This window comes from Nocardia sp. NPDC050718, from assembly GCF_040654235.1.
Taxonomy (GTDB): domain Bacteria; phylum Actinomycetota; class Actinomycetes; order Mycobacteriales; family Mycobacteriaceae; genus Nocardia.
On sequence record NZ_JBFAHQ010000002.1, the window covers coordinates 97,195 to 118,212 of the forward strand.

Genomic DNA, 21,018 nt, shown 5'->3' on the forward strand with positions numbered 1-21,018 from the left:
CTATGCATGTCAGCGGTAGGCACGTCGCCTCGCCCGGTGTCGACGCCGCGGTGCTGGAACTACTGCTGGCCGCAGGAGCCCGTGCCGCGCTGCTGGTCGCCGGGCCGACCGCGGTTCGGCCGGTGTGTCCCTATGGGATTCGTCAACCGTGCAGTGTCCAGTCGGAGCCTCAGCGAAAGTATTGGACCAGGCAGAACTCGTGCTCCTCGGGATCGCGCATGACCATGACAACTCCTTCGTCGTAGTCGTGTCGCTCGCCGGACCAGCAGCCGCCCAAGTTCTCCACCTGACGGCGACCGGCTTCGATGTCGTCAACTTCGATGTCGAGGTGGATGCGGACCTTGCCGATCTTGGGCTCGGCCACTCGTTGGAAGGTCAAGCGTGGTCTGTCGTCGAACCGCGAGCCGACGGTCGCCCATCCCGGATCATCGCCGTGTTCGGCCGTGGCGGGGATATTCAGGATCGTGCTCCAAAACGATGCCAGCCGTGTCGGGTTCGCGCAGTCGATCGTGATCCCGACCCATCGATTCGTCATGTTTACCAGCATGAACGAATCGGGTTGTCCATACCGGCGTCACGCCGGAATCGGTGCGGGTGTTCGGTAGGGCTGCTTGGCGTCAGCATCGCGTAGAGGACGTCGCGGCGTCGTCGGGCCATGCAGGTGAGAGCGGCGTTGTGCTTCTGGCACCTGCCTGCTCGGTGGGTGGTCGGGGCAATCCCGGCATAGGAAGCGAGGTGGCCGGCCGAGGGGAAAGCAGTGCCGTCGCCGACCTCGAGCAGGATGCGAGCGCCGGTCCTGACTGCGATGGCCGGAATCGAGGTCACGGCCTGGGAAAGAGGTTGATCGGCCAACATCTCGTCGATATCGGAGGCCACCTGTTTACGTTGCAGCAGAACGGTTTTCAGCGAGTCCTCGAGTTTCGGCAGCACGCTCTCCGTAGAGCGGGAGCCAGGAACGACGACGGTTCGCCCGGGCAACGGGGCCGGGATTCCTCGACCAACCGCGCGGTGATCCCGGGGCGCGTGTTCGACCGCGATGGCGGTGAGTTTGCGTCGACTCGCAGCCCGGATTCTTTCCCGGGCCGATGCAGTGAGAAAGAATCTCCAGCACGGTGAGCTGCGCGCCGGGGAGCAGTGACGTGCGAGACCGTCCGGTGGGGAAGGTGGGCGTTCGGTAGGGGGCCGGGGCGCACCTGCCCGGGGTGGTTGTGTGATGAGAGGGCGGTGCGGCGTGGTGGGTTGCGTGGGGTCGAGGGAGGGGTCACGGTGGGGAGATGGATGTGTTGCCCGACGATCTGACCGCGCTGCTCACGGAGTTCGGGCGCCATCTGCGGTTGGGGCGGAATCGGTCGGCGCACACGGTGCGGGCCTACGTCGGGGATGTGCGCTCGTTGCTCGAGCATCTGTACGCGCGGTCGGCGGATTCCTCGGTGCGGGAACTGGATCTGCCGCTGTTGCGGTCGTGGTTGGCCGAACTGGCGGCGGCCGGGGCGGCGCGCACGACGTTGTCTCGGCGAGCATCTGCCGCAAGAACTTTCACCGCCTGGCTCACCGAGACGGGGCGTCTGACCATCGACCCGGGATTGCGGTTGCAGGCGCCGAAAGCGCACCGGGTGCTGCCCGCGGTGCTGGCGCAGGGGCAGGCCGCGCAGGCTATGGATGCCGCGGAATCGGGCGCGGCCCAGCAGGATCCGATGGCACTGCGGGACCGGCTGATCGTCGAACTGTTGTACGCCACCGGAATCCGCGTCAGTGAACTGTGCGGCCTCGACATCGATGACATCGACCGGGAGCGCGCACTCGTCCGTGTCCTCGGCAAAGGCAACAAGGAACGATCGGTACCCTTCGGCGGCCCCGCCGACACCGCGCTGAACGCCTGGCTCCGCGCGGGCCGCCCGTCCCTGGTCAACGAACACTCCGGCCGGGCTCTGCTGCTCGGCCAGCGCGGCCGCCGCCTCGACCAGCGCCAAGCCCGCACCGTGGTGCACGAGGTTGTCTCGGCCATCCCCGGAGCGCCCGACCTGGGCCCGCACGGCCTGCGCCACACCGCTGCCACCCACCTGCTCGAAGGAGGCGCCGACCTGCGTGTCGTCCAGGAACTCCTCGGCCACGCCAGCATGGCCACCACCCAGCTCTACACCCACGTCTCGGTGGAACGCCTCAAACGTGTCCACGATCAGGCCCACCCTCGCGCCTGATCTCGCGGGCGATACGCCGCCGGTCCAGTTGTGAGTCCGGCGTGGTCGAGGAACGGTGAGTGCGCACGTGCGGACGATGCGGTCGGCGCGTTGCGGGGTGAGTGGGAGGTGAGACGGCAAGATGGGGGATCGGAGGTGGTCGGTGATGGCGTTGCCCGATGTCGGGGGTGAATCCGAGGACGGGGAGGAGGAACTCGACTACCGGTTCACGCTGGCCAACGAGCGGACGTTTCTGGCCTGGATCCGGACGGCGCTCGGGCTGCTCGCGGGCGGTGTCGCCGTGCATACCCTGGTGCAACCGTTGCGGCTGGCAGGGTTCGGCGGGGTCATCGCCGTGAGCTGCCTGATCATGTCGTTCGCGGTGGCGCTGGGGGCGTTCCGGCACTGGCGGCTGGTGGATGTCGCGATGCGAACCGGCCGCCCGCTGCCCGGCACCGTCCTCGTCCCGGTCCTGTCGGTCGGTGTGGCTGTCGTTGCCCTGATGGCCTGCTTGGCGGTGCTGCTGTCGTGACGCCCCCGACCTTGGCGATGGAGCGCACGGCACTGGCCTGGCGACGGACCTCGCTGGGCGCGGCGGGCTGTGCGCTGCTGTTCGCTCACCAGGTTACCGCCGACGGCTGGCCGACCAACGCGCTGCCGATGGTCGCAGCAGTGCTGTCCTTGCTGCTGAGCTTTCTCGGATGGTTCCGTGGGCGCGCTCTCCATCACGGCCGTGTGGCCGCCGGTCGCCCGGTGGTAACCGCTGCCGCCGCGGCTGTCGGACTGGTCGCGCTCATCGCCTTCGCCGGGCTACTGGTCACTCGGCTGGTCGAGTGAGGGTACGAGCGTTCCCAGGCCCAGGCCCAGGCCCAGGCCCAGGCCCAGGCCCAGGCCCAGGCCCAGGCCCAGGCCCAGGCCCAGGCCCAGGCCCAGGCCCAGGCCCAGGCCCAAGCCCAAGCCCAAGCCCGAGATGTGCCCGAGCCCAAGCCCGTAATGTGCCCGTGCCCGTGCCCGTGCCCGTGCCCGTGATGTGCCCGCAGCGCTGAAATCCCCGCGGCCACATCACTCCGCTGCGCCTGCATGACTGCCTGTGACCTGGGACATCGGCGGAAAACTCGCTCGACGCGTTCCGCGTCGGCAATTAGTGTCGGCGGGTATGACTGCCGGAACCTCGCACACGCCTGACTCCGTGCTGCGCGAGCGGCTGCGTGCCGCGCTGAAGCCCGCGATGAAAGCTCGTGACCGCAGCGCGGTCTCGGCACTGCGGTCCGCATTGAGCGCGATCGACAATGCCGAAGCGGTCGACGCGGGCGACGCGAAGGCCGGCGCGCTGGAAGCCAGTGCGGTCGGGCTCGGCACCGCCGAAGCGCGACGCCGCGATCTCACCGAAGCCGACATCACCCAGATCGTGCATCGCGAGATCGACGAAAGGCGCACTGCCGCAGCCGAATACGACCGTCTCGGCGCTGCCGAACGCCGCGACACCCTCACCGCCGAAGCGGACGCGCTCGCCGCCCTCCTCTGACCGAGCCGTGGTGCCGAGGTAGTTGCCGGTCGCCGACTGTCAAAGCCCCGGTGGGCAACCGTTTCTGCACTGAGTGCTCTCAGAGCTGACCGGGTTTCGACCCGGCCGTGCTGGTGGCGCAGGTGCGGGCCAGGGACGTCGCGGCCTGGGCGATCCGGCGCGTTTGGCAATGGGGTTCACACCTCGTCACGGAGCCCTGCGTGTCACCGCCACGGCACGATGCCCACGTTGCCCACCGCAGCACGGCGCGCTGCATGGTGGCGTCGCAACGCAGACCCTGGGTGGCCGCGTCGCGGATGCTGAGCCGTTCTGGCTTCGTCGGGGTCTCGATCCCGCGTAACTCCGCTGCGGTGCGAGCTGCCGTGACCCCGCCGCAGCGGACCTCCACATGGCCCCGCTGCGCCACGAGTTTGCGGAGCCCACCGGGTGCCACGGAGCGGCACCTAGCTTCGCGACGGCCATCTTTGGGGGTGAGCCCCGCGGAAGATGCGGAAGATACTGAGTCGGCGCGGCACCCCAGTCCGGTGGTGGATCCAGCCCTGTCGTACCGGCCTCTCACAGCACCGGTCTGGGGAACGACTGTGCAGCTCAGTGGCCGGTGGGCAAGGTTTTCAGGTACCGGTGCGCGAACCAGCGCTGGATCAGCCGGACGACGGGCCCGCCGAGCGCCACGTACCAGGCGCCGGGGCGGGAGAAGGCGGTGATCAGGCCGTAGACGGTGTCGTCGGCGGGGTCGTATTCCACGGCGAACAGTTCCTCGCCGATCTCGGGATGGCCGGGCAGGGTGCCGTAGGCGAAGCCGCGACGGTCCGGTTCGTCGAGGACGTAGACCACTCGGCACGGCGCGACGATGCCGATCGGGCCGAGACCGATACGTACCGTCAATTCCGTTCCCGCCACCGCGGTTTTGGTATCGGCCCGCTGGAAGATACCGGTGCCTTTCTGCATCCCGAACGCGAGGATGTGGGTGGCGGCCCGGTCGAACAGTGCGCGGCCGTGGCCGATCGGGCGCCGGAGCTCGAACCGGTGGTAGCCCGCCGGGAAGGTCGCACGGGTGGCACCTACCTCGGGGTAGGTGAAGGGCGCTGATTCCGCTGACACACCCCGATTGTCGTCCCGCGATCGAGACGGATGTACCCGGTGCCGTGGAGTGCTTCGTCACAGCACCGGGTCCAGCGGCTTCAGCCGAACGGGGACCTCGTGCAGCAGGCCCAGCGGGTCGATGTACTCGCGCCGCGCGTGCTCGCTCGCGTCTCGCCGGGCACCCCAGTGCAGGCAGGCGGCGGCCGGACACCCCTCGTGCCCGGCCACCAGGGTCCCGATCGGGGTTCCCCTGCCGACCCGGCTCCCCACCGCGACCTGTGCCCGCACCGGCTCGTACGTGGTGCGCAGCCCGCCGGGATGGTCGATCGACACCACCGGTTTGTCCGCCACGACACCGGCGAAGACCACGATGCCCTCGCCCGCCGCCAGCACCGGCTGTCCCTCGCTGCCCGCCAGGTCGACTCCGCGATGACCGGGCAGCCAGTTCCGTTCCGGCTTGTCGAACCGTCGCTCCACGGTCGGCCGCGGCCGCAGCGGCCAGCCGAACGTGCCTTGCTCGGCTCCCCCGACCGGCGCGGCACCGCAGACCAGCACCGCCGCCAATGACATCACCGCCGCACCGAAACAGGCTCCTGTCCGTACTCCCCGTGACGAACCGAACGCCGAGCTCGCCCGTGCGTGGTCCCGGTGGTGCGCGCGATCGGCGGTTTCCGCTCGTCGCGTGGCGGACCGACGCCGCACCTGCCGTACCGCTCGATCGCTCACGACGCCACCGCGCACGGTGCCCACACCGGCTCAGCGATGCGGTCGCGGCGCGGGAACCCGCTGCGGCGTGATCAAGGTCTGCACCAGATCGCGCAGCGCGGCAGGCAACCCGGCCGCCGACCCACCGCCACCACCCCGGACGACGATCTCCACCTCGACCGGAGCTCCCACCCGGCCCCGCTCGCCGGCGTTCGGCGCCGTGGTCAGATCGCGCACGGTCACCCGGACCGGAACCGGCGCCGCGTCGGAGCGCGGGGGAGGAGTCGGCGCCGCGGCCCCGTGCCGCTCGGGCGCAGTCGCGGCACCGCCACCGGAACACACCGGGGCGGCGGGATGCGCCGCAACGGGCGCCGCCAGCACACCCGCCGCGCACAGCAGCGGAAACGTCGAGATCAGAGTTCGTGTGAAGATGTTCATGTCTTCACTTTCGGCGGCGAACACCCCGGCCGGGCCGTCGGATCGGCAACTGGGGACAACCTCGACCGATGTGGATACCGCGCACTTCACCACCTGTTTCGGCGGTCGTGGCCAGGGGGCGATTTCGGGCCTGGCCGCCCTCCGCGTAGACTGATCAACGCGGTTTGTGCTGTGCACAGCAGGAACCGACTTCGCGCGCCACCCGTGCTCGTCCATCCGGTCGCCGCTCGCAACGCAGGCAGTCCGTGAGGGCATGTCCGTGCGAGTTCTCCGATGGATGGACAGTGGAATCGTCGGCTGGTCCCGGTCTCGCAGACCTGGGTCCGGCGGTTTCGGTGGCGCCAGGGCAGTCGATCGCCGATCGGCTGCGTCAACCGGCAACGAAAGAGAGATACGGGAGCTATGGCTGTCGTAACCATGAAGCAGCTGCTCGACAGCGGCGCGCACTTCGGGCACCAGACTCGTCGGTGGAACCCGAAGATGAAGCGGTTCATCTTCACCGACCGCAACGGCATCTACATCATCGACCTGCAGCAGACGCTGACCTACATCGACAAGGCCTACGAGTTCGTCAAGGAGACCGTCGCCCACGGTGGCACCGTTCTCTTCGTCGGCACCAAGAAGCAGGCCCAGGAGTCGATCGCGGCCGAGGCGACTCGCGTCGGAATGCCCTACGTCAACCAGCGCTGGCTGGGTGGCATGCTCACCAACTTCTCGACCGTCCACAAGCGCCTGCAGCGCCTGAAGGAGCTCGAGGCCATGGAGCAGACCGGTGGCTTCGAGGGTCGCACCAAGAAGGAAATCCTCATGCTGACGCGTGAGATGACCAAGCTGGACCGCACCCTCGGTGGTATCCGCGACATGGCCAAGGTGCCCTCGGCCATCTGGGTCGTCGACACCAACAAGGAGCACATCGCCGTCGGCGAGGCGCGCAAGCTGAACATCCCGGTCATCGCGATCCTGGACACCAACTGCGATCCCGACCTGGTCGACTACCCGATCCCGGGTAACGACGACGCGATCCGTTCCGCCGCTCTGCTCACCAAGGTCGTCGCCTCCGCGGTGGCCGAGGGCGTGCAGGCCCGCGCGGGCCAGGCTTCCGGCGACGCGAAGCCCGAGGCCGGCGCCGGTGAGCCGCTCGCCGAGTGGGAGCAGGAGCTGCTGGCTCAGGCGACCCCGGCCGCCGAGGTCGCCGCCGAGACGCCCGCCGAGGCCGAGGCCGAGGTCAAGGCCGACCCGGCGCAGCACACCCCGGCCGACTTCTGAGCTGATCGGTAGCTCTACGTTCACCTTGCCGGCCCTTCTGAATTCAGAAGCGGTCGGCAAGGTGGTGTAAACACCCAAGCACCCCACACACGAGGAGGCTCGCCCCCGATGGCGAACTACACCGCTGCTGACGTGAAGCGGCTCCGCGAGCTCACCGGCTCCGGCATGATGGACTGCAAGAACGCGCTGGCCGAGTCCGACGGCGATTTCGACAAGGCCGTCGAGGTGCTGCGCATCAAGGGCGCCAAGGACGTCGGCAAGCGCGCCGAGCGTGCGACCGCCGAGGGTCTGGTCATCGCCAAGGACGGCGTCATGGTCGAGATCAACTCCGAGACCGACTTCGTCGCCAAGAACGCCGAGTTCCAGGAGCTGGCCGACGCGGTCGTCACCGCCGCCGCGGCCGGCAAGCCTGCCGACCTCGACGCCCTGAAGGCGCTGAAGCTGGACAACGGCACCGTCGACGACGCCGTGCAGGCGCTGTCGGCCAAGATCGGCGAGAAGCTGGAACTGCGTCGCGTCGTGGCCTTCGACGGCCCGGTCGCCACCTACCTGCACAAGCGTGCGTCGGACCTGCCGCCCGCCGTCGGCGTGCTCGTCGAGTACACCGGTGAAGGCGATGCCGCCGCCGAGGCCGCCCGCGCCGCCGCCATGCAGGTCGCCGCGCTCAAGGCCCGTTACGTCACCCGTGACGAGGTCCCGGCCGACCTGGTCGAGAACGAGCGTCGCGTCGCCGAGGCCACCGCCCGCGAAGAGGGCAAGCCCGAGGCCGCGCTGCCGAAGATCACCGAGGGCCGCGTCAACGGCTTCTTCAAGGACGTCGTCCTGCTTGAGCAGGCGTCGGTCACCGACTCGAAGAAGACCGTCAAGGCCCTCCTGGACGAGGCCGGTGTCACCCTGACCCGCTTCGCCCGCTTCGAGGTCGGCCAGGCCTGATCCGCCTGAACGAGAGCCCCTCGGGAGCAGCGTCCGTCTGCCCCCGAGGGGCTCTTGCCGATTCCTGACGGCATCTGCCCCCGGTTCCGGGGTCTCCGCGTTGCGCAAGGGGGTCTTGTGCGGTGACGGGAACCGGATAAGGCAGGATGGATGCCGCTTCGCCTTGCTGTGCGGCCGATTCGCGTGCCCGCAGTTCGACCCATATCGACCTTGCCGAAGGAGACGAACACCCATGACCGACCCGGGTACCGACCGCCCTGGATACCGCCGGGTGCTGCTGAAGCTGGGTGGGGAGATGTTCGGTGGCGGCGGGGTCGGTCTCGACCCGGATGTCGTGCAGACCGTGGCCGAGCAGATCGCCGAGATCGTCGAGACCGGCGTCCAGGTGGCCGTGGTGATCGGTGGCGGCAACTTCTTCCGCGGCGCCGAGCTGGAGGAGCGCGGCATGGAACGCGCCCGCTCGGACTACATGGGCATGCTCGGCACCGTGATGAACAGCCTTGCGCTACAGGACTTCCTCCAGCAGCAGGGGGTGGACACGCGCGTGCAGACCGCCATCACCATGGGCCAGGTCGCCGAGCCGTACCTCCCGCTGCGGGCCAAGCGGCACCTGGAGAAGGGCCGCGTCGTGATCTTCGGTGCGGGCATGGGCATGCCCTACTTCTCCACCGACACCACCGCCGCCCAGCGCGCGCTCGAGATCGGCGCCGAGGTCGTGCTGATGGCGAAGGCGGTCGACGGCGTGTTCGACGCCGACCCGCGCGTGGACGCGAACGCGAGCATGTTCACCGAGATCACCCACAAGGAAGTGATCGAGAAGGGGCTGAAGGTGGCCGATGCGACCGCCTTCAGCTTGTGCATGGACAACCAGATGCCGATTCTGGTGTTCAATCTGTTGACCAAGGGCAACATTGCCCGCGCAGTCGCCGGTGAGCACATCGGCACCTTGGTTCGGTCCTGATCCCGCAACCGCGGAAGATGACGATGACGACGCTGTGGAGGAACCGGTCGTGATTGATGAAGCGCTCTTCGATGCCGAGGAGAAGATGGAGAAGGCCGTCTCGGTGGCGAAGGACGACCTCGGAACCATCCGCACCGGCCGCGCCAACCCGGGCATGTTCGCCCGCGTCGTGGTCGACTACTACGGTTCGCTGACGCCGATCACCCAAATGTCGAGCATCACCGTGCCGGAGCCGCGCATGGTGGTGATCAAGCCCTACGAGCAGAGCCAGCTCGGCCCGATCGAGAACGCGATCCGCAATTCCGACCTGGGCGTGAACCCGACCAACAACGGTGACATCCTGCGCATCACGGTCCCGCAGCTCACCGAGGAGCGGCGCCGCGAGATGGTCAAGATGGCCAAGGGCAAGGGTGAGGACGCCAAGGTCTCGATTCGCAACGTCCGTCGCAAGGCGATGGACGAACTGGGCCGGATCCAGAAGGATGGCGAGGCGGGTGAGGACGAGGTCGGGCGCGCCGAGAAGGAGCTCGACAAGACCACCGCCAAGTACGTGGGCCAGATCGATGAGCTGGTCAAGCACAAGGAAGCCGAACTGCTCGAGGTCTGAGCGCAGATCTCGCCAGTCCCGCTCGTGCGGGGGATGAACGGAACGACGAGTTGAGCGACGGGACAATCGTGGCCGAAGACGCCGCCGCCACCGGAGCGGCACCGGAGCCGACGCCGGACCAGGTCGAGGAGACCGGCGCGGCGCCGCAGACACCGGACGACCAGGCGCCTGCCGAGCCGCAGGCGCCCGCGTCGCGCGCGGGACGCAATCTGCCCGCGGCACTCGCGGTCGGGTTCGGGCTCGGTCTGTCGCTCATCGCGATCCTGCTGTTCGTCCCCAAGGTGTTCATCGGGGTGGTGGGCGCGGCGGTCGCCGTCGCGACCTGGGAGGTCGCCAAGCGGCTGCGGGAGGCCGACGTCCTGGTCCCGCGGATCCCGCTGCTGGTCGGCGGCCAGGCGGTGTTCTGGCTGGGCTGGCCGTGGGGTGCACAGGGCGTGGTCGGCGCGTTCGCCGCGACGGCGCTGGTCTGCATGGTGTGGCGGCTGTTCGACCACGGGTTGAGCACCGCGCCCAAGAACTTCCTGCGCGACACCGCGATCACGCTGTTCACGCTCACCTGGATCCCGCTGCTGGCCGCGTTCTCGACGCTGCTGCTGCTCGAACCCGACGGCAACCTGCGGGTGCTGACGTTCATGATCCTGGTCGTCTGCTCCGATGTCGGCGGTTATGTCGCCGGCGTGCTGTTCGGCAGGCATCCGATGGTGCCCGCGATCAGCCCGAAGAAGTCGTGGGAAGGATTCTGCGGGTCGCTGGTGTTCAGCGTGATCGGTGGTCTGCTGACCGTCACGCTGCTGCTCGAGGCGAACTCGATGATCGGTGTCGTCCTCGGCATCGGCCTGGTGGTGGTGGCCACCTGCGGCGACCTGATCGAGTCGCAGATCAAGCGCGAACTCGGCATCAAGGACATGGGCACGATGCTGCCCGGCCACGGCGGCATCATGGACCGCCTCGACTCGATGCTGCCCTCGGCGTTCGTGTCCTGGCTGGTGCTCAGCGCGCTGCTCTGAGCCTCAGGGCTTCTTGGCGGCGTGCCGGAGCTGCAGGATCCGCACCCCACCGACCAGTCCCATCACCAGCGCGCCCGCGATCACCGACAGCAGCACGGTGATGCCGAGCGGCAGCGAGAAGTCCCAGAACAGCAGGTTCACCTGGGCCTGGTCGAGGTTCTGGATGATGAAGATCAGCAGCACGATGCCGATGATCGCGGCCGCGAGCAGGCCGATCCAGGCGTAGCCGGTGCGCGAACCGTGCACCCCGGGCGGGGTGACGCGCTTGGCCGGGGCCTGCTTGTCCTTGCGGTGCTGGGTCCCGGTCGGCTCGCTGGTCGGTGCGGCGGGCTCGTGTTCGGCCGGTGACGCACCCGATTCGGCATTGGTGGACATGGTTCGATCATGGCCGACAGCTATCACCGGTGCACGCATCTTCTCGATAACGGCGTTCGGCGTGGCGGCCCGGCGACCGGGCCCGCCACCTCGTTTGGGACAATGGTGGAATTATGGCCACCTCCCTGCCCCTCGTGTTCGATGCCCCGCGTCGCGGTCTGCCGCCGCGCCACCTCGCCGACCTCGACGCGGACGAGCGCAAGGTCGCGGTGCAGGAGCTGGGACTGCCGAAGTTCCGCGCCGACCAGCTGGCCCGCCAGTACTACGGCAGGCTGCAGGCCGACCCGGCGCTGATGACCGATCTGCCCGCCGACGTGCGCGAGAAGGTCGGCGAGACGCTGTTCCCGCCGCTGCTGTCGGTGGTCCGCCACCTCGCCTGCGACGAGGGCGACACCCGCAAGACGCTCTGGCGCGCCCACGACGGCACCCTGCTGGAGAGCGTGCTCATGCGCTACCCCGACCGCAACACGCTGTGCATCTCCAGCCAGGCGGGCTGCGGCATGGCGTGCCCGTTCTGCGCGACCGGCCAGGCCGGGCTCAACCGCAACCTCTCGACCGCGGAGATCGTCGACCAGGTGCGGGCCGCGGCCGCGGCGCTGCGCGACGGTGAGGTGCACGGCGGCCCCGGCCGGCTGTCCAACATCGTGTTCATGGGGATGGGCGAGCCGCTGGCCAACTACAAGCGGGTGGTCAACGCGGTCCGCCGGATCACCTCGCCCGCGCCCGACGGTCTGGGTATCTCGCAGCGTTCGGTGACGGTGTCGACCGTCGGCCTGGCGCCCGCCATCCGCAAACTGGCCGACGAGGACATGTCGGTGCGGCTCGCGGTCTCGCTGCACACCCCCGACGACGAACTGCGCGACACCCTGGTCCCGGTGAACAACCGCTGGTCGATCGCCGAGGTGCTCGACGCGGCGCGCTACTACGCCGACAAGTCCGGTCGCCGGGTGTCGATCGAGTACGCGTTGATCCGCGACGTCAACGATCAGCCGTGGCGGGCGGACCTGCTCGGCAAGAAGCTGCACAAGGCACTGGGCCCGCTGGTGCACGTGAACCTGATCCCGCTCAACCCGACGCCGGGCAGCGAGTGGGATGCCAGCCCGAAGCCGGTCGAGAAGGAGTTCGTGCGCCGGGTGATCGCCCAGGGTGTCTCCTGCACGGTGCGCGACACCCGCGGTCAGGAGATCGCCGCGGCCTGCGGTCAGCTCGCCGCAGAAGGCTGATCTACTCGATGACGTACGGCTGCGTGAAGTCGTCGTAGGGGAGCGGCCCGTCGACGAAGGCGTTCACCGTCAGCGTGTTGAGGGTGATGTCGCCGCCGTGGTTGTCCAGGAAGGCGATATCGGAGGCGTCGCGGCCGGTGGCGATGCGGACCAGGCTGGGGCGCGGGGCCAGGCAGGTGGGATCGAGCGTGTGCCACCTGCCGTCGACGTAGGCCTCGGCGACGGCGTGGAAGTCCATCGGCACGCACCCGGGGGCGTAGACGGCGGCCACTCGCGCCGGGATGCCGACCGCGCGCAGGAGGGCGACGACCAGGTGGGAGAAGTCGCGGCAGACGCCGGTGCCCGACAGCAGGGTCTCGACCGCGCCGTCGATCGGGGCGCTGCTGCCGGAGACGTAGGAGATCCGCCTGCCCACCCACGCCGCCACCCGCGCGGGCATCTCCGGATCGACGATGCCGTAGCCGAATTCCGCGGCGGCGTAGCCGAGTAGCTTGTCCGACTCGGCGTAGCGGCTCGGCCGCCGGTACAGCGCGATCTCGTAGTCGGTGGCCGGTGCGGGGGTCGCGGTGCCGAACACCGTCGCCTGGTAGTCCAGCCGGAGTGTGCCCGCCTTGGCGTCGAGCACGTGCAGCCGGGAATGGTGCGGGCCGATGACCTCGCGCGGGGTGACGTACTCGCCGTCGAGTACGCAGGTCATGGACTCGATCAGGTCGAGGCCCGGCTGGCGGGCCACGGCGATCTGCCACTGCAGCACCGCGTCGGCGTGGACCGTGATCTCCATGCTCGCGGACACATCACGCTTCACGGCTCCAGCCTGACAGGCCGGGGCGCGCGGGGCGACTCGAACACGGGCGTCCGCCGGTCGCGAAGTCACAACGGATGGGGTGCCGGGCCGAGATCGGCGGCTGCCGCGCCGCGCATCCGCCGCCGCCCGATCGCGTTGCGGCCCAGGCGTTACCGGCGCGGGACCGGATCGAGCCCCGCGTCCGAGATCGTTGACTATGGCGCGCGGAACAGCCTCTGTCACAGTCACTCTCGAACTCGAGGCGGGCAACGCCTCCCTCATGGTTCTCGGCAAGATGCTCGGTCCCACCGGTATCCCGCCGTTCGAAGTCAAACGCCGCTACGACGCGGCGACGGCCGATCAGCGCGGGGAGATCATCCCCGCCGTCATCACGATCGATGCCCGCAAACGCTGGACCATGCGGCTCAAGACGCCGCCGACCGCCTCGCTCATCCGCAAAGCCCTCGGTAAGCCGGGCTCACCCCGTCCCGGCCACAAGCCGGTGGGCGCGCTGTCGCGGGAACAGTTGCGGCGCATCGCCATCCGCAAACTGCCTGATCTGAACACGACCGACGTGGAGGCCGCGATGCGGATCGTGGCGGGCACCGCCCGGTCGATGGGCGTGCGGATCGAGGAGTGAGCCGGGCGGCGAGCTCGGTCCCGCCCGGCGATCGTCGGCCGCCGCGGCACGATGTCCGCTGCCGCGCGGTCAGGCGTTAGGTTGGTGGTGGCCGACCGGTGGGATGCGCAGCGGCGGCCGGGACCGGACCAGGGGGAACCATGCTTGCGACGGGCGACGTCTTCGCCGGCTACGCGATCGAACGTCGACTCGGGCGCGGCGGGATGGGGTCGGTGTATCTGGCCAGGCACCCGCGTCTGCCCCGGCAGATCGCGCTCAAGGTGCTGAATCCGGAGTTGTTCGCCGACACCGAGATCCGTGCGCGCTTCGAACGGGAAGCCGATCTGGCGGCGCAGCTGGAGCACCCGCAGATCGTCACGGTGTACGACCGCGGTGTCGACGACGGGCGGCTGTGGATCAGCATGCAGTTCGTCGACGGGGTCGACGCCGCGACCATCGACCACCCCGTGCCGGTCGACCGGGCCCTGCACATCGTCGAGGGCACCGCGGCCGCACTGGACCACGCGCACCGCAACGGTGTCCTGCATCGCGACGTGAAACCGGCCAATATCCTGCTGGCCGCGGGGGAGGGCCGGGAGCGGGTGCTGCTCACCGACTTCGGCATCGCCCGCCCCCGGGATGACGTGCACCATCTGACGCAGACCGGCACCTTCACCGCCACCCTCGCGTACGCCTCGCCCGAGCAGCTGACCGGCGCTCACCTGGATCACCGCTCCGACCAGTATTCGCTGGCCTGCACGCTGTACTCGCTGCTCACCGGGGTGGCGCCGTTCGAGGCGACCAATCCGGTCCAGGTCATCCAGGGCCACCTCCAGTCGCCGCCGCCGTCGCTGCGCGCGTTCCGGCCCGATCTGCCCGTCGCGCTGGACGCTGTGCTGGCTCGCGCGCTGGCCAAGCGTCCCGCCGATCGCTTCGACTCGTGTGCGGAGTTCGCGGCCGTCGCGCGCCGTGCGGTGCAGGGGACCGGTGCGCAGCCGACCGTGTTCGCCGGGCAGCCCCTGCCGGTCGGGATCCAGGGGAATCCGATCGGGCACGTCCCGCCGCCGCGTCCGGCTCCGGGTTACCCCCAGCGCCCGCCCGGTGGTCCGCGCCCGCAGGGTCGGGCTCCTGTCCCGCCGCCGCGCCGCCGTGCCGGCAGGCTGGTCGCGGCCGTGATCGTCGGTGCGCTCGTCCTCGGCGGGGGGATCTGGGCCTGGCAGGACGACACCGGGATCATCGCGCAGCAGCTCGAACGGTCGGTTGGGCACCGCGATCTGAGGGCGATGTCGGCCGCGTTTCCCGGCATGCTGCCGCCGTCCTCGGACAAGAACGACGGATACGGCGGCACGTACTGCAAGGGCGCGCCGGTGTGGAAGTCGTTCTACACGATCGACAAAGGCGGGCTGCGGAACTTCAACGACTGGCAGGCCCGGTGGGAATGCCTGGACCCGGACGACGACGCTCTCGCCTACCGCTTCTACAGTTTCGCCACCGTCGAGGCCGCCCGGTCGGCGGTGAGCGGCTTCGTCGCGGAATCGACCGACCGCGGAACCGTCACCATCGGCACCCGGCAGAACCACCGGCTCTTCTCCACCGACGAGTACAACGGCGAACGGGCGACGATTCTCACGAGTTTCACCGATCCGGATCGCGCCAGGTTCGTGTTGCTCGCCATGCCGCAGATGCGCGGCGCCAAGGGCGACAACCAGCGATGGCTCGACGATCTGGAGGCGCGGTTGGCCAAGGCACCGCTCTGACCGGGTCGCCGGGCGCCGCGCTGGCCCGCCGCGCTGACTCCGGGTTTTGGTAGGGTCCTCACGCGTCGGACGACGCGGGAGATGCGGGGGCAGTCAGTGATTTCCGACGGGACGGTTTTCGCCGGATACACCATCGAACGTCAACTCGGCCGTGGCGGAATGGGATCGGTATATCTGGCCCGGCACCCGCGTCTGCCCCGGCAGACCGCGCTCAAGCTGCTGAACCCGGAGTTGTTCGCCGACACCGAGATCCGTGCCCGGTTCGAGCGGGAAGCGGATCTGGCCGCGCAGCTGGAGCATCCGAACATCGTCACGGTGTACGACCGGGGTGTCGACGATGGGCGGCTGTGGATCAGCATGCAGTTCGTCGACGGGGTCGACGCGGCGACCATCGCGCATCCGGTGCCCGTCGAGCGGGCGCTGCGCATCGTCGAGGGTACGGCGGCGGCGCTCGATCACGCGCACCGCAACGGAGTGCTCCATCGCGACGTGAAGCCCGCCAATATCCTGCTGGCCGACTCCGACGGCCGGGAGCGGGTGCTGCTCACCGACTTCGGCATCGCCCGGCCCCGGGATGACGTGCACCACCTGACGCAGACCGGCACCTTCACCGCCACCCTGGCGTACGCCTCGCCCGAGCAGCTGACCGGCGCTCACCTGGACCACCGCTCCGACCAGTACTCGCTGGCCTGCACGCTGTACTCGCTGCTCACCGGGGTGGCGCCGTTCGAGGCGACCAATCCGGTACTGGTCATCCAGGGTCATCTGCAATCGCCGCCGCCATCGTTGCGTGCGCACCGACCCGATCTGCCTGCCGCGCTGGACGCCGTCCTGGCTCGCGCGCTGGCCAAGCGTCCCGCCGATCGCTTTGGCTCGTGTGCCGAATTCGCCGCAGCCGCGCGGCGCGCGCTGAGCGGCACCGGTGCGCAGCCCACCGTGTTCGCGGGGCAGTCGATGCCGCAGCATCCGCAGGCGCGTCCCCAGCTGCCGCATCCCGTTGTGCCGCAGCCCTATCCGGGGTACGGGCAGCCACCCGCGCGGCCCTATCCCGGTCGTCCGGTCCCGCCGCCGCGCCGCAACTGGACGCCGGTGGTCCTGCTCGCGGTGCTGGCGCTGATCCTCGGCGCGACGTACTGGGTGTGGCAGGACGACAGTTCCCCGCTGGCCGACGCCATGCACCGCTCCGCCGGTCACAAGGACATGGACGCGCTCCACGCCGCCTTCCCGCAGATGCTGCCCGACGGGTACGACAGCGGGCGGGTGCTCGGGGACCGGCTGTGCTCGGGCCGGTTGGAGCCGTCGAAGTACGGCGAGGAGTGGATGAAGACCTTCAACGGCTACCAGGCGAAATGGGACTGCGCCGACAACTTCGTCGGCGATACGCACTACGCCTTCTTCACCTATCCCACCGCCGCGGCCGCCGCCGATGTCGTCGCTCGCTTCCGGCAGCAGACGAAGGACCACGGTCAGGCGACGAGCGGCACCCGCACCGACGACCGGCGGGAGCGGACCAGCGGTGGTCAGTACGTCGGTTCTGCCGTGGTCTCGACGTTCTCCGACCCCGCGCGGGCGCGCTGGGTGCTGCTGTTCTATCGCGGCTCCGACGACACGCCCTTCGCGGGCAATACGGTGGAGAAGAACATGCCGGTCCTGATCTCCGACGTCGCGGGCTTCCCGCTGGGCTGAGTCCGGCCCCGCGCGACCCCCGCACCGGGGCGAACGGTGTTTGGTAGGGTCCACTCCCGTCGGACGACGAGCGAGATTCGGGGGTCAGAGTGGTTTCTGACGGGACGGTATTCGCCGGATACACGATCGACCGGCAGCTGGGCCGCGGCGGGATGGGGTCGGTGTATCTGGCCAGGCATCCCCGGCTGCCGCGCTGGACCGCGCTCAAGCTGCTGAATCAGGAGCTGTACTCCGACAAGGAGATCAGGGCCAGGTTCGAGCGGGAAGCCGATCTGGTTGCCCAGCTCGACCACCCCAACATCGTGACCGTCTTCGACCGGGGCGTCGAAGGCGATCAGCTGTGGATCAGCATGCAGTACATCGACGGGGTCGACGCGTCCACGCTGGATCCGCGGTCGCTGCCGCCGGACCGGGCGGTGCAGATCATCGGCGAGACCGCCGCCGCGCTCGACTACGCGCATCGCGCCGGGGTCCTGCACCGGGATGTGAAGCCCGCCAATATCCTGCTCGCCCGATCCAACAGTCAGGAGCGGGTGTACCTCACCGATTTCGGGATCGCCCGGCTGCGTGACGATTCCGGTCACCTCACCGAGACGGGGTCGTTCACCGCGACACTCGCCTACGCCGCGCCCGAACAGCTCACCGGCGTCCCGCTCGATCACCGCGCCGACCAGTACTCGCTGGCCTGCACCCTGTACTCGCTGCTGACCGGTACCGCGCCGTACGAGGCGCCCAGCCCGGCCGCGGTCATCACCGGGCATCTGCAGGCACCGCCGCCACCGGTCAGTCCGCGCCGCGCCGGGCTGCCGCCGGTGCTCGACGCCGTGATGGCCCGCGCGCTCGCCAAGCGGCCCGCCGACCGGTTCTCCTCCTGCGAGGAATTCGTCGACGCCGTGCAGCGGGCGCTGCGCTCCGGGACCGGCGCCGCACCGACGGCACGGCCCACCTCGGGGGCGCATCCGCAGCCGTTCGTCGGGATGGCGCCGATGACGCCGGTGCATGTGCCGGGTGCGCCGTACCCGGTGAACCGCCCGCCGGTGCCCCCGTATCAGCCGGTCGCGCCGCGCCCGGTCGCGCCGCAGGCGTGGCAGCGGCCGGTGCCGCCGCCGACGCCGTATCCCGCGCCGTCGCGCAGCGGGTGGGGCTCGGTGCTGACCACGTTCCTGATCCTGATCGCCGTCGTCGGGTCGATCATCGCCGTGCTGTGGGTGCTGTCGAACCTGTGATCGGTGGTCGGGGCTGCCCGGCGGGTGCCATATTCTGGTCAGAATGAGCGACTTCGACGTCACCGCCGCCGACTCCATCGACCTCGCCCGGCTGCGTCGCTTCGTCGCGGTCGCCGAGGAACTGCACTTCGCCAGGGCCGCGAAGGGTCTGCGGATCTCCCGGCAGAGCCTCAGCGCGACCGTCATCGAGCTGGAGGGCGAGCTCGGCACCAGGGTGTTCGTCCCCGGCGCGTCGCCCACCCAGCTGACCGAGGACGGTGCCGCGCTGCTGCACCACGCCAGGGCGCTGATCAGCGCGCGGGAGCAGGCCGAGCGGGAGCAGAAGCCGGACGCGCCCGCGAGCCTGCGGGTCGGGTTCGTGCCGGGTGTCACCGTGTCGAAGTGGGCGCGGATCTGGAGTGACCGGCTGCCGGACCATCCGCTCGAGGTCGTCGGGGTCGCCCAGGGCGAGCAGGAGAGCGCGCTGCGCGAGGGCCGGATCGACCTGTGCTTCGTCCGGCTGCCGATCGACCGCACCGCGATGAACGCCATTCCGCTGTGGCGGGAGACGCCGGTCGCGGTCGTGCAGAAGGACGACGCGCTCTCGCTGCTGGACACGATCACCCCCGCCGACCTGGCCGAGGAGCGGCTCCAGGACGGCGCCGATCTCGATCAGGCCGCCGACACCCTGGCGCTGGTCGCCGCGGTCGGCGGCGCGACGATCGTGCCGCAGTCGATCGCCCGGCTGCACCACCGGCGCGACCTGGTCTACCGGCCGATCAGCGAGACCGAGTTCACCGAGATCGCGCTGGCCTGGCCCGCGGGCACCGACAGCGAACTGCTCGAGGAGTTCGTCGGGATCGTGCGCGGCCGATCGGCGAACAGCTCGCGCGGAGCGGTGGCGGCGGAGCCGCAGCGGCGGGCGCCCGAGCCCGCCCGCAAGAGCACCGCGAAGAAGCAGGCGGCCAAGCAGCAGCCCGCTCGTCAGGGCAAGGGCCGCAAGACCGGCGCGCGCCGCGGCCGCTGACGCCGCACACACGACAACGCCCGCGGCGCGAGAAGATCGCTGCCGCAGGCGTTGTCGAAGAAGCCGGAATTACCGAGGGATGCGCTGGGTGAGCGAGTCGACGACCAGGATCACCGCGATCAAGCCGGCCAGGCCGATGAGGAAGATGTCCTCGACGTGGCCCTGGTGGTTGCCGACGGTCATGCCGAGCAGGATCACCACGACGACCCAGGCCGCGATGCGGAAGGTCTTGCGCGACTCACCGCTCCAGCCCCACGCGGCCGAGGGCACTTCGGCGGGATCGACGCTGGTGGCGACGGCGCGCTCGGTGCTGACTGATTCGAGGTCCGTGGCGGCCACGATCGCTCCTTAGGGCTCGAGTTCTGGTTGGGCGAGTGAGCATATCGTGGCATACGACCGTCCGTCGTAGCCAGCAGCCCTGCCACAATGGGGCCGTGTCCCACCCAGCAACGCGTGCCGCACACGGCCAGTCCACGTCCACCGATCGGGTGAAGGTCCTGCTCCTGGGCAGTACCGGATCGATCGGTACCCAGGCGCTCGAGGTGATCGCCGCCAACCCCGACCGGTTCGAGGTGGTCGGTCTCGCCGCGCGCGGCGGCAATCAGGCGCTGCTCGCCGAGCAGATGGCCGCCGTCGGCACCCGCAATGTCGCCGTCGCCGACCGGGCCGCCGCCGCGGCCCTCGACCTCGAGCTCGGCGGCCCCGACGCGGCGACCGAACTGGTGCGCCGCACCGAGGCCGACGTCGTGCTCAACGCGCTGGTCGGTTCGCTGGGCCTCGGCCCGACCCTGGCCACCCTGGAAGCGGGCACCCGGCTCGCCCTGGCCAACAAGGAATCCCTGGTCGCCGGTGGTTCCCTGGTGACCCGCGCGGCTGCGCCCGGCCAGATCGTCCCGGTCGACTCCGAGCACTCCGCCCTCGCGCAGTGCCTGCGCGGCGGCCGCGCCGACGAGGTCGCGCGGCTGGTGCTCACCGCCTCCGGCGGGCCGTTCCGCGGCTGGACCGCGGAGATGCTCGAATCGGTCAACCCGAGCGAGGCGAAGACCCATCCGACCTGGTCGATGGGGCCGATGAACACCCTGAACTCGGCGTCGCTGGTGAACAAGGGCCTGGAACTGATCGAGACCCACCTGCTGTTCGGCGTCCCGTACGACCGCATCGACGTCACCGTGCACCCGCAGTCGATCGTGCACTCGATGGTCACCTTCACCGACGGCTCCACCCTCGCCCAGGCCAGCCCGCCGGACATGAAGCTGCCCATCGCGCTGGCCCTCGGCTGGCCCGACCGGGTCCCCGGCGCGGCCGCCGCGTGTGACTTCGGTACCGCGTCGACGTGGACCTTCGAACCGGTCGACGACGCGGTCTTCCCGGCCGTGCGCCTGGCCAGGCAGGCCGGTGAGGCGGGCGGCAGTGTCACCGCCGTCTACAACGCCGCCAACGAGGTCGCGGTGCAGGCCTTCCTCGACGGCGAGATCACCTTCCCGGCGATCGTGCGCACCGTCACACAGGCGGTAGAGGCCGCCGATCGCTGGCAGGCGGAACCCGATACCCTGGACGACGTCCTCGGAGCCGACCGCTGGGCACGGCAGTACGCCGCGGAAATCATCGCGTCCTGACACGACGCGAAACGACTCAGGAGC

22 protein-coding genes and 2 pseudogenes are annotated in these 21,018 nt (G+C 69.8%); 16 read left to right on the top strand and 8 right to left on the bottom strand.

Going from position 1 to position 21,018, the window contains the following annotated elements:
* Positions 1 to 169: 169 nt before the first annotated feature.
* Both AB0H54_RS09950 and AB0H54_RS09955 read right to left on the bottom strand, forming a co-directional pair.
* Positions 170 to 535 carry a VOC family protein gene (locus AB0H54_RS09950; RefSeq protein WP_357344404.1) on the bottom strand — a complete coding sequence of 122 codons (366 nt, stop codon included), beginning with the start codon at positions 533 to 535 and terminating at the stop codon, positions 170 to 172.
* A 2-nt stretch (positions 536 to 537) separates the two neighbouring features.
* Positions 538 to 1,111, bottom strand: a pseudogene (locus AB0H54_RS09955) (transposase); the annotation flags it as partial.
* Between the two features lie 163 nt (positions 1,112 to 1,274).
* Here AB0H54_RS09955 and AB0H54_RS09960 point away from each other — a divergent pair.
* The 4 genes from AB0H54_RS09960 to AB0H54_RS09975 all read left to right on the top strand — a co-directional run bounded on the left by AB0H54_RS09960 (position 1,275) and on the right by AB0H54_RS09975 (position 3,702).
* A complete protein-coding gene (locus tag AB0H54_RS09960) occupies positions 1,275 to 2,198 on the top strand; it encodes a tyrosine recombinase XerC (protein WP_355280534.1) in 924 nt (307 codons plus the stop codon).
* Between the two features lie 145 nt (positions 2,199 to 2,343).
* A complete protein-coding gene (locus AB0H54_RS09965; protein WP_355280536.1) occupies positions 2,344 to 2,709 on the top strand; it encodes a DUF202 domain-containing protein in 366 nt (121 codons plus the stop codon).
* Entirely contained in the window at positions 2,706 to 3,014 is a 309-nt protein-coding gene (locus AB0H54_RS09970; protein WP_357344407.1) for a DUF202 domain-containing protein, read from the top strand. Before AB0H54_RS09965 ends, AB0H54_RS09970 begins: the two co-directional genes overlap by 4 nt.
* Before the next feature lie 319 nt (positions 3,015 to 3,333).
* Positions 3,334 to 3,702 carry a hypothetical protein gene (locus AB0H54_RS09975; protein ID WP_357344409.1) on the top strand — a complete coding sequence of 123 codons (369 nt, stop codon included), beginning with the start codon at positions 3,334 to 3,336 and terminating at the stop codon, positions 3,700 to 3,702.
* 588 nt (positions 3,703 to 4,290) lie between these two features.
* Here the strand turns inward: AB0H54_RS09975 and AB0H54_RS09980 are convergent.
* The 3 genes from AB0H54_RS09980 to AB0H54_RS09990 all read right to left on the bottom strand — a co-directional run bounded on the left by AB0H54_RS09980 (position 4,291) and on the right by AB0H54_RS09990 (position 5,928).
* Positions 4,291 to 4,803, bottom strand: a complete 513-nt coding sequence (locus tag AB0H54_RS09980) for a DUF1990 domain-containing protein (protein WP_357344411.1) — start codon at positions 4,801 to 4,803, stop codon at positions 4,291 to 4,293.
* 57 nt (positions 4,804 to 4,860) lie between these two features.
* Positions 4,861 to 5,355: a M23 family metallopeptidase gene (locus tag AB0H54_RS09985; RefSeq protein WP_357345683.1), complete on the bottom strand. Its 495-nt coding sequence runs from the start codon at positions 5,353 to 5,355 to the stop codon at positions 4,861 to 4,863.
* Positions 5,356 to 5,541: 186 nt separating this feature from the next.
* On the bottom strand, positions 5,542 to 5,928 hold the full coding sequence (locus tag AB0H54_RS09990; protein WP_357344413.1) for a hypothetical protein: 387 nt from the start codon (positions 5,926 to 5,928) through the stop codon (positions 5,542 to 5,544).
* 402 nt (positions 5,929 to 6,330) lie between these two features.
* Between AB0H54_RS09990 and rpsB the strand changes: the two genes are divergently transcribed.
* The 5 genes from rpsB (at position 6,331) to AB0H54_RS10015 (ending at position 10,702) form a co-directional block, all read left to right on the top strand.
* Entirely contained in the window at positions 6,331 to 7,194 is an 864-nt protein-coding gene (rpsB, locus tag AB0H54_RS09995; RefSeq protein WP_355280543.1) for a 30S ribosomal protein S2, read from the top strand.
* Between the two features lie 108 nt (positions 7,195 to 7,302).
* Entirely contained in the window at positions 7,303 to 8,127 is an 825-nt protein-coding gene (tsf, locus tag AB0H54_RS10000; RefSeq protein WP_355280545.1) for a translation elongation factor Ts, read from the top strand.
* A gap of 232 nt (positions 8,128 to 8,359) precedes the next feature.
* On the top strand, positions 8,360 to 9,088 hold the full coding sequence (gene pyrH / locus AB0H54_RS10005) for a UMP kinase (protein WP_357344415.1): 729 nt from the start codon (positions 8,360 to 8,362) through the stop codon (positions 9,086 to 9,088).
* A gap of 49 nt (positions 9,089 to 9,137) precedes the next feature.
* Positions 9,138 to 9,695 (top strand): ribosome recycling factor, encoded by a 558-nt coding sequence (gene frr, locus AB0H54_RS10010; protein WP_030202900.1) that lies wholly within the window; start codon positions 9,138 to 9,140, stop codon positions 9,693 to 9,695.
* A gap of 50 nt (positions 9,696 to 9,745) precedes the next feature.
* Positions 9,746 to 10,702, top strand: a complete 957-nt coding sequence (locus tag AB0H54_RS10015; protein ID WP_357344417.1) for a phosphatidate cytidylyltransferase — start codon at positions 9,746 to 9,748, stop codon at positions 10,700 to 10,702.
* A gap of 3 nt (positions 10,703 to 10,705) precedes the next feature.
* Here AB0H54_RS10015 and AB0H54_RS10020 read toward each other — a convergent pair whose 3' ends face one another.
* Positions 10,706 to 11,077, bottom strand: coding sequence for a lipopolysaccharide assembly protein LapA domain-containing protein (locus AB0H54_RS10020; RefSeq protein ID WP_357344419.1), 372 nt, complete (start codon positions 11,075 to 11,077; stop codon positions 10,706 to 10,708).
* A gap of 113 nt (positions 11,078 to 11,190) precedes the next feature.
* Here AB0H54_RS10020 and rlmN point away from each other — a divergent pair, with 113 nt between their 5' ends.
* Positions 11,191 to 12,300, top strand: a complete 1,110-nt coding sequence (rlmN, locus tag AB0H54_RS10025; protein ID WP_355280551.1) for a 23S rRNA (adenine(2503)-C(2))-methyltransferase RlmN — start codon at positions 11,191 to 11,193, stop codon at positions 12,298 to 12,300.
* A gap of 1 nt (position 12,301) precedes the next feature.
* Here the strand turns inward: rlmN and AB0H54_RS10030 are convergent, their stop codons facing one another.
* On the bottom strand, positions 12,302 to 13,105 hold the full coding sequence (locus tag AB0H54_RS10030) for a transglutaminase family protein (RefSeq protein ID WP_357344421.1): 804 nt from the start codon (positions 13,103 to 13,105) through the stop codon (positions 12,302 to 12,304).
* Between the two features lie 196 nt (positions 13,106 to 13,301).
* Between AB0H54_RS10030 and AB0H54_RS10035 the strand changes: the two genes are divergently transcribed.
* From AB0H54_RS10035 to AB0H54_RS10055, 5 genes and pseudogenes are all read left to right on the top strand, one after another.
* A complete protein-coding gene (locus AB0H54_RS10035) occupies positions 13,302 to 13,724 on the top strand; it encodes an uL11 family ribosomal protein (protein WP_355280554.1) in 423 nt (140 codons plus the stop codon).
* A gap of 140 nt (positions 13,725 to 13,864) precedes the next feature.
* Positions 13,865 to 15,460: a serine/threonine-protein kinase gene (locus AB0H54_RS10040; RefSeq protein ID WP_357344423.1), complete on the top strand. Its 1,596-nt coding sequence runs from the start codon at positions 13,865 to 13,867 to the stop codon at positions 15,458 to 15,460.
* Positions 15,461 to 15,556: 96 nt separating this feature from the next.
* Complete coding sequence (locus AB0H54_RS10045) at positions 15,557 to 17,146, top strand: serine/threonine-protein kinase (protein WP_357344425.1); 1,590 nt, start codon at positions 15,557 to 15,559, stop codon at positions 17,144 to 17,146.
* 89 nt (positions 17,147 to 17,235) lie between these two features.
* Positions 17,236 to 18,054, top strand: a pseudogene (locus AB0H54_RS10050) (serine/threonine-protein kinase); the annotation flags it as partial.
* Between the two features lie 361 nt (positions 18,055 to 18,415).
* Complete coding sequence (locus tag AB0H54_RS10055; RefSeq protein ID WP_357344427.1) at positions 18,416 to 19,378, top strand: LysR substrate-binding domain-containing protein; 963 nt, start codon at positions 18,416 to 18,418, stop codon at positions 19,376 to 19,378.
* A gap of 69 nt (positions 19,379 to 19,447) precedes the next feature.
* Here the strand turns inward: AB0H54_RS10055 and AB0H54_RS10060 are convergent, their stop codons facing one another.
* Positions 19,448 to 19,717, bottom strand: a complete 270-nt coding sequence (locus tag AB0H54_RS10060; RefSeq protein WP_355280560.1) for a DUF2631 domain-containing protein — start codon at positions 19,715 to 19,717, stop codon at positions 19,448 to 19,450.
* Between the two features lie 95 nt (positions 19,718 to 19,812).
* On the opposite strand from AB0H54_RS10060, the gene dxr reads away from it, so the two are divergent.
* Complete coding sequence (dxr, locus tag AB0H54_RS10065; protein ID WP_357344429.1) at positions 19,813 to 20,994, top strand: 1-deoxy-D-xylulose-5-phosphate reductoisomerase; 1,182 nt, start codon at positions 19,813 to 19,815, stop codon at positions 20,992 to 20,994.
* Positions 20,995 to 21,018 lie beyond the last annotated feature (24 nt).